Source organism: Carnobacteriaceae bacterium zg-C25 (genome assembly GCA_017945845.1).
GTDB lineage: Bacteria > Bacillota > Bacilli > Lactobacillales > Aerococcaceae > WM01.
Window position 1 is genome coordinate 297,266 of the sequence record CP072828.1, and the last position, 14,805, is coordinate 312,070.

16 protein-coding genes and 1 other annotated feature are annotated in these 14,805 nt (G+C 36.1%); of the genes, 13 read left to right on the top strand and 3 right to left on the bottom strand.

Going from position 1 to position 14,805, the window contains the following annotated elements; genetic code table 11:
* Nucleotides 1-74 precede the first annotated feature (74 nt).
* The 6 genes from J7S27_01480 (at nt 75) to J7S27_01505 (ending at nt 6,331) form a co-directional block, all read left to right on the top strand.
* On the top strand, nt 75-1,298 hold the full coding sequence (locus J7S27_01480) for a hypothetical protein (protein ID QTU83215.1): 1,224 nt from the start codon (nt 75-77) through the stop codon (nt 1,296-1,298).
* Between the two features lie 100 nt (nt 1,299-1,398).
* Nucleotides 1,399-2,175, top strand: a complete 777-nt coding sequence (locus J7S27_01485; GenBank protein QTU83216.1) for a hypothetical protein — start codon at nt 1,399-1,401, stop codon at nt 2,173-2,175.
* 146 nt (nt 2,176-2,321) lie between these two features.
* Nucleotides 2,322-3,707 carry a Cys-Gln thioester bond-forming surface protein gene (locus J7S27_01490; GenBank protein ID QTU83217.1) on the top strand — a complete coding sequence of 462 codons (1,386 nt, stop codon included), beginning with the start codon at nt 2,322-2,324 and terminating at the stop codon, nt 3,705-3,707.
* Between the two features lie 24 nt (nt 3,708-3,731).
* Nucleotides 3,732-3,953 (top strand): hypothetical protein, encoded by a 222-nt coding sequence (locus tag J7S27_01495; GenBank protein ID QTU83218.1) that lies wholly within the window; start codon nt 3,732-3,734, stop codon nt 3,951-3,953.
* Between the two features lie 336 nt (nt 3,954-4,289).
* On the top strand, nt 4,290-4,964 hold the full coding sequence (locus J7S27_01500) for a DUF1129 family protein (protein QTU83219.1): 675 nt from the start codon (nt 4,290-4,292) through the stop codon (nt 4,962-4,964).
* 53 nt (nt 4,965-5,017) lie between these two features.
* The gene (locus tag J7S27_01505) at nt 5,018-6,331 is read left to right on the top strand and encodes a DEAD/DEAH box helicase (GenBank protein ID QTU83220.1); all 1,314 of its coding nucleotides are present in this window, start codon (nt 5,018-5,020) and stop codon (nt 6,329-6,331) included.
* A 218-nt stretch (nt 6,332-6,549) separates the two neighbouring features.
* On the opposite strand, the gene J7S27_01510 is transcribed toward J7S27_01505, so the two are convergent.
* Entirely contained in the window at nt 6,550-7,407 is an 858-nt protein-coding gene (locus tag J7S27_01510) for a MerR family transcriptional regulator (protein QTU83221.1), read from the bottom strand.
* 83 nt (nt 7,408-7,490) lie between these two features.
* On the opposite strand from J7S27_01510, the gene J7S27_01515 reads away from it, so the two are divergent.
* Entirely contained in the window at nt 7,491-8,519 is a 1,029-nt protein-coding gene (locus tag J7S27_01515) for a dihydrodipicolinate reductase (GenBank protein QTU83222.1), read from the top strand.
* A gap of 272 nt (nt 8,520-8,791) precedes the next feature.
* Here J7S27_01515 and J7S27_01520 read toward each other — a convergent pair whose 3' ends face one another.
* On the bottom strand, nt 8,792-9,751 hold the full coding sequence (locus J7S27_01520; protein QTU83223.1) for an IS30 family transposase: 960 nt from the start codon (nt 9,749-9,751) through the stop codon (nt 8,792-8,794).
* A gap of 167 nt (nt 9,752-9,918) precedes the next feature.
* Nucleotides 9,919-9,990: a sequence feature (ribosomal protein L21 leader region), on the top strand.
* Nucleotides 9,991-10,005: 15 nt separating this feature from the next.
* Between J7S27_01520 and rplU the strand changes: the two genes are divergently transcribed.
* From rplU to J7S27_01550, 6 genes are all read left to right on the top strand, one after another.
* The gene (gene rplU / locus J7S27_01525; protein ID QTU83224.1) at nt 10,006-10,314 is read left to right on the top strand and encodes a 50S ribosomal protein L21; all 309 of its coding nucleotides are present in this window, start codon (nt 10,006-10,008) and stop codon (nt 10,312-10,314) included.
* Nucleotides 10,315-10,325: 11 nt separating this feature from the next.
* The gene (locus tag J7S27_01530; GenBank protein QTU83225.1) at nt 10,326-10,661 is read left to right on the top strand and encodes a ribosomal-processing cysteine protease Prp; all 336 of its coding nucleotides are present in this window, start codon (nt 10,326-10,328) and stop codon (nt 10,659-10,661) included.
* Between the two features lie 27 nt (nt 10,662-10,688).
* Complete coding sequence (rpmA, locus tag J7S27_01535; GenBank protein ID QTU83226.1) at nt 10,689-10,976, top strand: 50S ribosomal protein L27; 288 nt, start codon at nt 10,689-10,691, stop codon at nt 10,974-10,976.
* 57 nt (nt 10,977-11,033) lie between these two features.
* Nucleotides 11,034-12,026 (top strand): class I SAM-dependent methyltransferase, encoded by a 993-nt coding sequence (locus J7S27_01540; protein QTU83227.1) that lies wholly within the window; start codon nt 11,034-11,036, stop codon nt 12,024-12,026.
* An 85-nt stretch (nt 12,027-12,111) separates the two neighbouring features.
* The gene (locus J7S27_01545; GenBank protein ID QTU83228.1) at nt 12,112-13,305 is read left to right on the top strand and encodes an acetate kinase; all 1,194 of its coding nucleotides are present in this window, start codon (nt 12,112-12,114) and stop codon (nt 13,303-13,305) included.
* Nucleotides 13,306-13,376: 71 nt separating this feature from the next.
* Entirely contained in the window at nt 13,377-13,775 is a 399-nt protein-coding gene (locus tag J7S27_01550; protein QTU83229.1) for a rhodanese-like domain-containing protein, read from the top strand.
* Nucleotides 13,776-13,911: 136 nt separating this feature from the next.
* On the opposite strand, the gene J7S27_01555 is transcribed toward J7S27_01550, so the two are convergent.
* Nucleotides 13,912-14,772: a YitT family protein gene (locus tag J7S27_01555; protein QTU83230.1), complete on the bottom strand. Its 861-nt coding sequence runs from the start codon at nt 14,770-14,772 to the stop codon at nt 13,912-13,914.
* Between the last annotated feature and the right edge of the window lie 33 nt (nt 14,773-14,805).

The window sequence follows — 14,805 nt, forward strand, 5'->3', positions numbered from 1 at the left end:
CTACTTTGAAAAGTAGACCTTTTTTTTATTTTGTATTAAAATAGTACCATTAATGAAACGCAAGGAGATATAAAGTGAAACCAATTAAATTTAAGAAAAATAAAGGGTTTATCTCTTTAATGGTTGTTGGCATTTTATTTATCGCATTGGCAATCTTTACCTATGTTATAAAAGCAGATGAAACAGCAGAAAAAATGTATGCTGCAGGGAAAGTGTATCGTCGTTCGGCAAATATTAAAGCAGATGAATCGATGGCAGTTGCTATTCAAGCAACGAGTGCTTTAGCGGGTAAGAAAGACGGAAATGCTTATTATATTATTGAAACAGAAGAATATGACTATATTGTGTTGGAAGTTCCAGAAAACACGACATTATTTGACGCCGAAAAAGGTAAGCGATTTGACACGCCATTAAAATTGGCTGTTAAATCTGGAAAATGGTCCGAAGAAACACAAGAGAAATTTAAAGCGTTAGCCAAATCAATAGGACTTGAATCAGAGTTTGAAAGTGTTTATTTGCTATCGACCGTAGAACTTGAAAATGATCATTTTTGGGCCCCAATCATATCTCTATTTATAGGTCTTTTAGGTGTTGTTGTAGTCTGTGGTGGTTTTTCTAGAAGAAAGCAAAACAAAGTAACGTATATGGAGATGACGCAAAACTACCCAGAATTACGAAATGATTTCTCATTGATTCAAACAGATGGGCTGTATGCAAGTGAAAAATTAAAATTATATATTTATAAAAATCATTTAATGAATTTGCGTTCCGGATTTAATGCATTGAACTTACCAAATGTTAAATGGCTAGATTTTAAAAAAGTACGATTCCGTGGTGCTACTACGGCAAGTCTGCTCTACTTATTGGTAGATGAAGAGATAATACAGGAATTTGATTTAGGCAAGTATCGTAAAAAGAATGCCGAAGATATCGACCGTCTTTTTGAAGTGTTAGCCGAACAGTTCACACATATTGCGATTGGACAAGAAAATAGACCAAATGACGTAGTAGGTGTTTCAAACAAGAAAACAATTGCTGAATTTGTTGCTGAAAAACAAGCGCAAGAAGCGGCTGCTTTAGCACAGAAAGCATCACAAGAAGACGTCACTCAAGAAAACGATGTTTTAGATGAAAATCCTAAAGATACAGATGACACCAATGATCGTGTTAATGAAGCAAGTGTTATCGTGAATGATTCAGAAAATGTGGTTGATACAGAAAGTGAACATAACGATATGCAATCCGCTAAAGAAATGGCCGAAGTAACAGATCAAAAAGATACCCAAAATGACCAATAGCGATAAATGGGCCTACTCGAAAGAGTAGACCCTAGACTGTTGACACACAAGTGTCAACAGTTCGTATGCGTATTGTCAACGATAAATTAAGGAGACTATCATGTCAGAAAATAAGCGTAAAAAAGTGATTATTGGAGTAATGATCACGACCGTATTGGCTTGTGGTGCTACTTTAGCGTTACTCAATCAACCGAATAACACAATCGCTAAAAATGAAGCGGTGGTGACAAATAAAGTCGAAAACAAAAGTGAAAGTGCGATTAAAGCGATAGAAAGTCAATTATTGATTGAGCCGACAGCGGAAACAAATGTACAAGAGTTAGAGAAAAAATTAGCCGAGATAACAGATGAGAGTGTAAAGGCAAAACTAACGGAAAAAGTAAATGCCTATAAAGAGAAAGTTGTCGCAAAGGTAGACGAAAAGAAAAAAGCAGAATCAGCCAATACACCAGTGGCAACACCGCAGGTAAATGAAGCGTCAGCGACTACACAAAATGTAAACGAATCGCAAGGGAGTACACCACAGGTAAATACACCGAAGGAAAGCGATAGCACACCACAACCACGAGTGGAAAAACCAGCGGTAGTGAAAGACGAGCAACCCGCACCACCGAAACCACAACCTACACAAACAACACAAGCGACAACGCAAGCACCTGTTACAACGACACAAAAACCCGCACCAAAGCCGGCACCTAAAAAAGAGAAAAAGATCATTATGGGTGGTATTGGTAATAGTGGGCGATTGTTCGATACAGATGATGAAGCGTTTGAATGGGGTTGGAAAGAAATGGAGAAAAAGGGTGGCGGTCGATATACAGTAATACCTGTTATCTATGAAGATTATGAAACAAAATATACAGTTGATTGGATTTAAAACGTTTAGGGACTATCTTTTCAGGTAGTCTTTTTATTATGGAAAGGGGAATAAAAAAAATGGAATTGACAACAATAAGACCAAGAGATAGGAATTTTTTCTTTTGGTTAGAGAAAAATAAAAATAAAAAGAAATTGAGGTATGAAATGAAAAAATTTAAATGGTTAGCCACTCTTTTTACGGGAATGGCTATTTTATTAGGCGTAACAACACCAGTTCACGCCGTTAATGGAACGTTGACAATTACACCGTCAACACATAGTGGGCGAATGGAGTTTAGACGAGCAGGGGCAACACAAAATTCGTATGAAGATTATATGATATTAAATATCAATGGTGAGCCTGTATTCTGTTTAGAGCCGAGTATAGAAGTTTTTCAGGGTGCGTATGTAGGTAGAGAATTTAATGATGTGGAGCGTATTAATGCGAATATTCAAATTGATAAAGCAACGTTTAACCGTTTAACACTTATTACCTACTATGGTTATAAAGTGAATCCAAATCATAAAAACTACCACTATACACAAGCGTTAATTTGGGAAACATTGGGTAGTAGGGCAGTATCGTTTAATGGAACATTATCAATGAGTGAATATCAAGCGTGGAAAGCGAATGTATTGAATAATGTAAATAACTTTAAGCAAGTATCTTCATTTCACGGACAATCACATACACTAAAAGTAGGAGAGAGTATCACCTTAACTGATAATTATAATGTTATTCAAAATCTCTTTGTACCAGCCGAAAACGGTGGGTATAAATTTGTGCGTAACGGCAATCAACTAACCATTACGGCAACACCGAACGCGGCAGATGGGCGATTTACTTTTTCACAATTTAGAGATAACCGTATTCACGGAGCGTCTATTATTTTCCGTAAGGCAGGTAGTCAAACAGTTGGTTCATTTAAGTTACGTGACCCACAAGGAACGTTTGTAAACTTAACGGCAATTAAAAATGGCATTATCCGAATCCATAAAACATCGGAGTTAGATGGACAGTCGATTGAAGGTGTAGAATTTGCGATTGTGAATAAAGCGACAGGACAAGAATTATCACGACAAAAGACGGATAAGAGTGGTGTGATTATATTTAGAGATTTACCAGCGAATGTCGATTATATTGTAAAAGAAACAAAAGTAGCGAATGGTTATCTCAATAAACGAGTATCAAAAGAACATCGTTTACAACCGGGACAAGAATTTACCATGACGTTTACAAACGAGCCAACAACGGCAATAACGTCACAAGCAACCGCAGAACAAGGTGGTAAAGCAGTATATGCTCACGAGAACCAAATTGAAAAAGTCAACCTTGATAGATTAATCAAAGGAAGAGATTATAAAGTTGTATCGACACAATATGATAAAGCAACAGGTAAGGCATTAAGTCACCAAGAAAAAACGTTTAGAGCAGTGGATAGAAAACACACCTTATCCTTTACCTATAAAGCACCAAGTGACTTGCAGGTACGTTGGTGTAGGATAACTTTGCGCAATATAAGGGTAGCCAGTTACAGTGCATTTCAGTAGTTTATATTGCGCAAAGTACGGAAAATGGATATATCTAGTACATTTACGCTACATTACAGTACATTTTCCGATATTATGAAGAATTGTATTGCCATTTGTACTCTGGTGATGCAAGTACATCAATTTGAATTGTTAAGTGTCATTATCGTATCAGACGTTGTTGTACGAATGGCGTCGTTCTTGCACGTAGTAGAGAACGCGCGATGTATCGTGTACATCGCGTTAAGCCGTACAATTAACGTCTGATACGAAAAAGACTGTTGACAGTTTATTTGTCAACAGTCTGGGTCTACTCGAAAGAGTGGACCTTTTTTCTGTTTTGTATTAAAATAAAGCTATAATGATTTGTTCAATACACATCAGCACAATCATGAAAAACAGCACTGTTGGGATAAATGCGTATTCGTATGATGAAATACGTTATCCTTTTTGACAGGATTGTATTTATTCAATGAGTGTATTGTTTTTAGTTGTACACATAAAGGTGTAGCGCTATTGAATATAGTGCAGTATTTAAAAAATATAAAAAATGTTCAGTTGAAATGTGTTTATGCACAGATGGTGAACGAAGAAGAGGGAAAAATGAGTAAACATAATGAAGAAATGAAAATTGATTACGCTACAGTAAACGTTGAGTTATACAAACAATTAAATAAACGTAACCAACAATATATTTATGATTTAGATAAGGCTTTACAAGCAGCCAACGTTGCTAGTTTACAACGCCATTCTGTAAAACACGATATGATGCAAGAGTTAATTACTGCACAAAAACAAGGTGCTACAGCGCGTCAAATTTATGGTACGGTATCTCAACAAGTGGCGGCTATATTATCTGGTCCAAAAGAAGATTTCTCAAAACCGTCACCTGACTTGCATTTGTTTATCGACGGGGCATTAATGATTGGTGCCATGTTTATGGTCATTACGGGTATCTCTTCGCAAAGTTCGTTTGGGATTGTATCGTTATTGCTTAACTTTTTCTTTGGTGGGTTTGCCATGTTAATTATTACAAAATCATCACCAAAATATTTAGGTATAACAAATTTTAGAAATAATAAATTTTTAATACGCTACATTGGAATGACAGCGTTAGCGATGTTTGTTTGGGTTATTGGAATGGGATTGATGGGATTAGTCCCACAAGCCATTAATCCAGTCTTAGATGGTACAGTTTACATTGTTTTAGGTGTAGTGATTATTGCGTTACGTTTTTACTTAAAACGTAAGTTAAATATTCGTGGAACAATATTTTAATGTCAAACTAGAAGGGGAAACTCTTCTAGTTTTCGTATGAATAGGAGAATGGAATGAATTTTAAACAATATGAGTTCAAATCGTTTTTAGTGAAAGCGTTAGATGATTTGAAATTTAACAAACCGACAAGCGTTCAAGAAAAAGTTATCCCGCTTGTTTTAAAGGGAGATAGCATTATTGCACAATCGCAAACGGGAAGTGGAAAAAGTCATAGTTTTCTTTTGCCGTTAATTCATCAAATTGATGAGACGTTACCGCAAGTTCAAGTGATGATTACATCGCCTAGTCGAGAGTTAGCGAATCAATTATACGCTGTGACAAAACAACTATTGGTTCATAGTGAGATTACGGTGTCAAATTTTGTTGGTGGGACAGACAAGCAACGCCAAATTGCGAAATTACAAGCGAATCAGCCACACATTGTTATTGGAACACCGGGTCGTATTTTAGATTTAATGAAAGAAAATGCGATTGTACCAACGTATGTCAATGCACTAGTTATTGACGAAGCCGATATGACACTTGATTTAGGTTTTTTAGATGACGTTGACAATATTGCGTCACAATTTTCAAAAGAATTGCAAATGCTAGTGTTTTCTGCAACTATCCCTCAAAAATTAAAACCGTTTTTGAAAAAATATATGGAAAACCCTAGTGAAATCACCATTGAAAATGAAGCAATTGTTGCAACGACGGTTACAAATAAATTGCTCTCTACAAAAGGACAAGATCCAATTGAATTGTTACATGAGGTGCTCACATTAGGTCAACCATACTTAGCAATGGTTTTCGCCAATACAAAACAATACGTTGAAAAAATAACGTACGCGCTTCGTGAAAAAGGGTTAAAAGTCGCGATGATTCACGGAGATGTCCCAGCGCGCAGTCGTAAACAAATTATGCGACAAATTCAACAATTAGATTATCAGTTTGTCGTAGCAAGTGACTTGGCGGCTCGTGGTATTGATATTGAAGGGGTATCGCTAGTCGTCAATATGGAAATACCGAAAGAACTAGATTTCTTTGTTCATCGTGTGGGACGTACTGGGCGTAACGGCTTATTAGGAGAAGCAATTACTTTTTATACACCGGAAGATGATTACAGTATTAGTTTGCTTGAAAAACGTGGTATTGAATTTAAGCCTGTCGTATTGAAAAATGGAGAATTGCAAGAAACGTTTGATCGCCGTCGTCGTGAAAAACGTGAAAAAACAGCAGAAGTTGAAAAAGATGCGGTTGTAACGGGTATGATCAAAAAAGCGAAAAAGCGTGTGAAACCTGGATATAAACGTAAATTAAATGAGCAAATTAAACAACGTCAACGTCAAACCCGTAAAAAAGCAAACGCTGCGAATAAAAAGAAATAGTGGTTATAAAAAATAGGAAATGTGATGTGGACATGATGACGGGGAATCCCTGTCATCATGTCCGCGTTTTTCTGTGGCTTTCCTAATTTAACAGTTGTATTCGTAAGCGATTAGAGATAACTATCTTGACGTTTGTTTTGTTTAATTTGCATAAACGGCTATGGTATCACTCGTTGTCGTTTCAATGCGCTCGTCCTACTTTCACGCCATGTCGTCGGTTACGTTATCTCATCAGTTGATGCTTTTTTGACTGGTACTTGTAGTCGAATGAACATGTGACGTTTATTTTCTTTTAAATTTGGGTGTTCATAAATCACTTCACAAATATAATCACCGGTTATGATATAGCCGGCTTTTTTTATGGCGTTGTGAAATTGGTTTAATGAATGAAGCTCGTCATTAAATGAGTGACAATAACTAATGGCGTATAGCGCTCTAGGGAAATGGTGAGAAACAAGCTTGTTAGACGGACTTAATTGGTCGTTAATGATAAACATTTTATTAGAGTACCATTTTTTATCACAAAAATAGTGTTTTTCCATAATTGTACCAATGCGCATAAACGGAGCGAGAACGATTTGTTCATTAACCAATGTATTTTTAAATGCACGTAGACTTTTTTCGTATCCCGCATCGTCCATTTGATAAATATTTTTTTCCAATGTATACGTTAGTGCTTCTCGTTTGGGTAAATATTCAAAAGTGAGTTGTGGACAATGATTATAGTCAATATAAAGTTGCGCTGATTTTTGATATACGTCTAATTCTTTTAATTTTTGAGTGAGTTTTTTATGTTCGTCAAGCAATTGATCAGCGTGTAACTTTATTTCATCCAGAATACGACTAGGATTTTCGTCGGTTAAAATATGCTGGATTTGGTCGAGTGAAAAATCAAGTTGCCGCAAGTATTGAATGATGTCAATTAATGCGGATTGATTGATATGGTAGTAGCGATAATTTGTAAATTGATCAACTGTATACGGTTTAAGTAAGTTGATGTCATCGTAATAGCGTAAAGTTTGTATAGAAATGTTATTAATGCGGGAAAATTCGCCTATTTTCAAAAGATTATCCAATTTTAAAACCCTCCTTGACTCTATAGTTACTATAGAGATTATACTATGTTTGTGATAAAAAATACAAACAAGGAGTGTTACATATGTCATTAAATAAAGTAAGAGCAATTCAATACGGTTGTGGAAAAATGTCAAAAGTTATTTTCCGCTACTTAATCGAGCACGGAGTGGAAATCGTAGGGGCGATTGATAACAATCCGGCTGTTGTTGGACAAGATGTCGGTGATTTTGCTGGCTTAGGCTATAAGACTGGTGTCACTATTTCAAACGATGCACAAGCAGTATTTGATAGTTGCCAAGCAGATATCGCAATTGTCACTATTTTCTCATACATGCCTGAAATGTATGAATTCTATGAATTAGCGTTGAAAAACAAAGTTAATGTTATTACAACGTGTGAAGAAGCAATTTATCCATGGAACACATCACCAGCTGAAACAAATCGTTTAGACCGTATCGCTAAAGAAAATGGCGTAACGATTATGGGTTCTGGTATGCAAGACATTTACTGGATTAATATGCCATGCTTAATGTTAGCAGGTATGAATCAAGTGAAAAAAATTAAAGGTGTTGTATCCTATAACGTAGAAGATTACGGATTAGCTTTAGCACAAGCACATGGTGCTGGTTTCGATTTAGATAAATTTGAAACAGAAATTGCGTCAAAAGAAAGTTTCCCATCTTATATGTGGAATGCTGCAGAAGCAATTTGCTCAAAAATGAATTGGACAATTGCATCTATTTCACAAAAGAGCGTTCCTTACACATTAGAAGAAGATATTCATTCTGAAACATTAGGCCGTGTCATTCCTGCAGGACAAGCAACAGGTATGTCAGCTGTAACGGTTGTGAAAACATATCAAGGTGTTGAGTTAGAAGTAGAATGTATTGGTAAAGTGTATCGTCCTGAAGATGGCGATATGTGTGATTGGTACATTACTGGTGAGCCAGATATGGAATTCACATTGAAAAAACCAGATACAGTAGCATTGACATGTGGAACAATTGTAAACCGTATCCCAAGTGTCTTGGCGGCTGAACCTGGATTTGTAACATCTGAAAAAGCACCGTCAACAGCATTTGCTACGTATCCAATGCATTTATATGTGTAATCATTAAAGGATAAATAGCGTTAAAATATGGCTGTCTATCCAACAGGGTGATGACAAATAAAAGGTAGTGATGAACAAAAGTTGAGTCACTATCTTTTTGTTTTGGTTGCATCATTTTCGTGATACTATTTTGTACTCACACTTTACTTTACCATTGCTATCATTTACTAATACTGATGAATTCGTAAGTTACCATAGTCAGTTAACCATTTCGATTAAGTCATAAGGACAGGTACCATTAAATTATTTACGTGAATCATGATGTCCGCAAATTACAATAGTAAGTTAGCCACTTCAGGCAAGTCATAAGGACATACATAATTAAATAATTTACGTGGATAACGATTTATCCATTGTTCAACAGCCGTTACTTCGTTAGGAGTAACGGCTGTTGTGCCTTTTGGGAACCACCGTCTAATCAAGCGATTTGAATTTTCATTACTACCACGCTCATAAGAAGAGAACGGATGTGCGTAATAAATAGGACAATTGACTGCTTCATCTAATTTTAAAAACTCCGAACCGTTATCAGCTGTTAAAGAGCGGATTAAGTAATTTTGTTGAATGTCTGTCAAAGCGGTATTAACGCTGTGAGCAGTTTTATCAGGAATAAGACGAATGATTTCAAATCGCGTTTTTCTATCTGTTAATGTTAATAACTGTTGTCCACGGTTCTTGTTTAAAATGACTAAATCAATTTCAAAATGCCCAATTTCTTTTCGTTCGTTAATGTCTTGTGGACGCTGTTCAATAGAGAGAGCATTTGCTTTTCTTGGTGGACGTTTTTCATTTGATTTTATTGGCTTAGTTTTTCTAGGGTAAATCAAATGTTTGCGTGAAATACCTGCTATCCATCCTTTATATATCCATGTGTAAATTGTCGTAAAAGACGGCATATCCGGTAATTGACTAATCATTTCAGGGGAATATTTCTGCATAATTTTTTCTCTGATGATATTTTCTTTTTCTACAGTCCACGTATCCGTTCTACCTACGGCTAAACGTAAATGATTATAATCGTTCTGTGCTTTTTGAGCAGAGTATTCTATAGTGCCACCATGAAAAGATAAATCAATCAGTCCGCGTTTAATTTCGTTATTAATCGTTTGGTGATTTTTACCTAATAATCTACCAATTTCTCGGTTGCTTTTTCCTTCTTTTTTCCATTTTTCAATTAAATAACGCTCTTTTTCTGTAATATGTTTGCCTTTTGTGTTATAGTGTTCTTGCATCTCTAGGTATCCTTTTTGTGTTGTTACTAAAAGTATATCCTATGAGATGCTTTTTTTGTATCACTGGCTAACTTAATTCTATAATTTACTAATCATGATGAATCGTAAAAAAAACATTGATTTCAATGCTTTTTTTTGGTAAAATGGCAATGTTGTAAATGTGTGCACCACAGCTACAACCGCACGAAGTGACGTTTAAGACCGTAAAGGCACGTGCTTTGGCGAGTCTAAGTATAAATAAGGAGGTGCAATAAATGTACGCAATCATCAAAACAGGTGGAAAACAAGTTAAAGTTGAAGTTGGTCAAGCAATCTACGTTGAAAAATTAAACGCAGAAGCTGGCGAAACAGTAACATTTGACGAAGTTGTTTTCGTAGGTGGAGATTCAGTTAAAGTGGGTGCTCCGTTCGTAACTGGCGCAACTGTTGAAGGAACTGTTGAAAAACAAGGCCGTCAAAAGAAAGTTGTAACGTTCAAATACAAACGTAGAAAAGATACTCACCGTAAACAAGGTCACCGTCAACCATATACAAAAGTTGTCATTAACGCAATTAACGCGTAATTGGTGAACTAATGATAATCGCATCATTAAAAAAGAAAGATGATAATTGGGTAGCGTTTGAAGTGTCCGGTCATGCTGGATATGATGAACGTGGTTACGATATTGTCTGTGCAGCGGTATCGGTTTTAGCGACCAATACGTGTAATGGATTAGAGCGAATTGCTAAATATCGTCCGATTATAGATGTTGAGGAAGATTTGGGTGGATTTTTATATGTTGAATCGCTTGCCAATTTAACGCAAGAACAACAATTGATCACACAAATTTTGATTCAAAATTTTTACGATGGATTACTTGATATTCAAGAGCAATATCCAGAGTTTGTAACAGTAAATATAGTTAAGTAGATAGTATTCAACAAGGAGGTGTAACACATGTTGAAATTGAATTTACAATTATTCGCGCATAAAAAAGGTGGGGGTTCTACTTCCAACGGTCGTGATTCACAAGCAAAACGTTTAGGTGCTAAACGTGCTGATGGTCAATACGTATTGGGTGGTGCCATTTTATACCGTCAACGCGGAACTAAAATTCATCCAGGTGTTAACGTAGGTCGCGGTGGCGATGATACTTTATTCGCTAAAGTAGACGGAGTTGTTCGTTTTGAACGTTTAGGACGTGACAAAAAACAAGTTTCTGTATACCCAGCACCAGCAAAATAATGAATTGAAACGGTTGGGCTTATGTCCAACCGTTTTTGTTATTATAAAGGAGAAAAAATGACACAAGACAAAGTTTTACGTGCGTTTGAAGTGTTTCAAAACGCAGTTGAATTATTGCACGAAGATGTTAAGACGTCCTATTTAGAAGCAATGGCAGAAACGCTTCAAAATTGTGTCTATGACTACAAAGCGCAACAAATTGATGGATTACCATCTAGCCAGACGCTTAATGCTTTGGATGGCCATTATACTGAATTAAAGGCATTTTCGCTTGATGCAACACAATGGCGAAAAGTCATTCAATTCACTTTTTTAAATGCCATTAAAAACGATAACATTCAGGCTAATCATCATATTACTCCAGATACCATCGGTAATTTGTTACTTTATTTTATCCAGCAACTAGTAAAGTCGGACATTCGTCTATTAGATATAACGGCTGGAGCGGGAAATTTAGTAACGCTATTGAGTGAGGGGTTGAAAGAACGGTTAGTGCATGCGACAGCGTTTGAGGTTGATGATGTGTTGGTGAGCTTATTGGCAATGTCGAGTCAATTGCAAAATCAACTGATCGATATTAAACATCAAGATGCGGTTTTACCATTATTGACGTCAACGGTCAATGTTGTAGCCAGTGACTTACCGATAGGCTATTATCCAAAAGATGATGTGGCTAAAGAATATCAAGTGTCTGTTTCGAAAGAACATACATACGCACATCATTTGCTGATTGAAAATGCATTGAATCATTTGGAAGATAATGGCTGGGCATTTTTTATTGTGCCATCTAATGTGTTCGATACAAATCAAGCACCACAATTATTGGCGTTATTAACGCAACAAGATTATTTTATGCAAGCCTTTCTAACACTGCCTAAAACGTTATTTAAACAGGAAAGTGCACAAAAAGCGATTTTAATGGTCCAACGAAATGGGGAACGTGCCAAAAAAGCCGACCAAGTATTGCTGGGAGAAATACCGTCATTCAAAGATGTTAGAGCGATGCAAGGTTTTGTTGAACGTTTTTCTAAATGGGCGAGCCAATTTTAGTGTACAGGTTAAATGTGATTGTCTTATTATTTTTTTAGACAAGATGTGGTATACTAAATATAAATGTTTATAAAGGAGATTGACGATGTCAAAAACAATAGCGATTAACGCAGGAAGTTCGAGTTTAAAATTCCAATTATTCCAAATGCCTCAAGAAGATGTGTTGGCTAAAGGATTAGTAGAGCGTATTGGATTAAAAGATTCAGTGTTTAGTGTGAAATATGGAAACGGCGAAAAACATGAAGTCGTTTTAGACATTAAAGATCACGATCAAGCTGTTCAAATGTTATTAGATACATTATTAGAATTAAATATTGTTGCGCAATATGATGAAATTACAGGTGTGGGTCATCGTGTTGTGGCAGGTGGTGAAATTTTTAAAGATTCAGCAGTTGTCACAGATGCAGTTTTAGAGCAAATTGAAAGTTTAGCGGAATATGCACCATTACATCAAATGGCTGAAGTTGCTGGTATTAAAGCGTTTAAAAAATTATTGCCAAATGTTACAAGTGTAGCGGTATTTGATACGTCTTTCCATGCAAACATGCCAGAAAAAGCATATGTGTATAGTTTGCCATATGAATATTATGAAAAACATGGTGCACGTCGTTACGGTGCTCATGGAACAAGTCATAACTATGTGTCACGTCGTGCAGCAGCATTATTGAACAAAGATATTAAAGATTTAAAAATTATTACATGCCATTTAGGTAATGGTGGTTCAATTACGGCTGTTGATGGTGGTCGTTCGGTAGATACATCTATGGGATTCACGCCATTAGTTGGTGTAACAATGGGAACACGTACAGGTGATTTTGATCCATCTTTAATTCCGTTCTTAATGGAAAAAGAAAACATTAAAGACGTTAATGAGTTTATTAATATTGCGAATAAAAAATCTGGTTTATTAGGTATTTCAGGTTTATCAAGTGATATGCGCGATGTTGAAGCGGCCGCTAAAGAAGGTAATAAACGTGCGCAATTAGCGTTAGATATTTTCTATTACCGTATTCAAAAATACATTGGGTCATACGTAGCAGCGATGAATGGTGTAGACGCGATTGTATTTACAGCGGGTATTGGTGAAAATTCTAAAGAGGCGCGTGAAGCTATTATTTCAGGTTTAACATGGTTCGGTTGTGATATTGACCCTGAAGCGAATGCAAAACGTGGTGAAGAAATGATCATATCAACACCAAATGCACGTGTAGCTGTTTTAAATATTCCTACTGATGAGGAAGTTGAAATTGCTCGTGATGTAGAGCGTCTAAGAGCGTAGAATAAATTGTTAAAATGAATGCAAATGGCAGTTGTTTGGCTGCTGTTTTGCTTTTAAAGTGGAGGAAGTAAATGAGTTTTGGACAAGTTTTTCAAATGCTAATTATTATTTTTGCAATTGGATATGCGTTGTATCAAATATTTTTATTTGTAGAGCGTCGTACAAGCGCGAAATATGTCACTGGCGAAGAAATGATGGCTGCTGGAAAAGGAATTCAAATTATTGATGTTCGTGAACGTGATGAGTTTAATCGTAAACACATTTTAGGTGCGCGCAATATTCCTTATACGCAGTTTAAACAAATGTATTCAAAAATCCGTAAAGATCAACCGGTATATGTCTATGACCAATTTGGTTTTATGGCCGGACGTGCAGCGGGTAAATTGAAACGTTTAGGTTATAAAAATATTTATTTATTAAAAGGCGGTTTAGAGCGCTTTGAAGGTAAAGTAAAAACAAAAGTTGATTAACAAATAAGAGCCACTGGTTAAGTGTAACCAGTGGCTTTTTATGATTATCGATTTGAAGTGAATGATTAAATGAAATTAGGGTTGATGTCTCATGACATCAACCCTAAACATGATTTAGATTTATAAAATAGACGGACTATACAGATGTTGATGTATCGGGTGAAAGGTGATAAGTAAATCCTTCGCCAGATACACTGCTCACGTGTGAAATGGTCATGAACGCTGTTGAATCAATTTCGCTAACTAAACGAGATAAATTGATAATTTGACGTCTATCCACAACGACATACAAAATTTTCTTGCCTTGCTTTGAGTAAAATCCTTCGCCATTAAAAATCGTTACGCCACGACCGATTTTATCCGAAATGGCTTGTGCAATGGCTTCGTATTGATTTGAAATAATGATGGCAGATTTTTTGGGGTTTAGTCCTTCTAATATGAAATCTAATACTTTTGTTGAAATGGCTAGCATGATTAAAGTGTAGATTGTTTTTTCAAATCCGATAATAAATGCGCCCGGTATAATGATGAATAGATCGATAATGAATAATCCGACACTAGTTGGAATGTGTAAATATTTTTGTAAAATCAGTGCAATAATATCTGTACCTGCAGTAGATCCTCCTGCTAGTAGGACAAAACCGATGGACGCTCCGATGACAACACCTCCCACGATAGGCACGAGCATAATGTCTTGAAAGTGGTAGTGGAATTGGTTGGTTAGTCGTAAAAAAAGCGTAAAGCTTGCGATTGAATAGAGTGTGTATCCGATACGTGTGCGATCGAGTAATTTATAACCGAGAACAAGTAAGACGGCGTTGATGCCAAAATAGGTCAAACTTGGATCGATATTAAATGCGTATTTCAAAAGAATGGATACACCGGTAATGCCACCTTCTCCCATATGATTAGACACTAAAAATAAGTTGACGGCTAATGCAAAGGTTAGGTTACCTAGGGTGATGACTCCCAGAGATTTTAAAGAAATGTTTTTCATAAATACCTCCTAAAACTTTCCATATTTTAACAT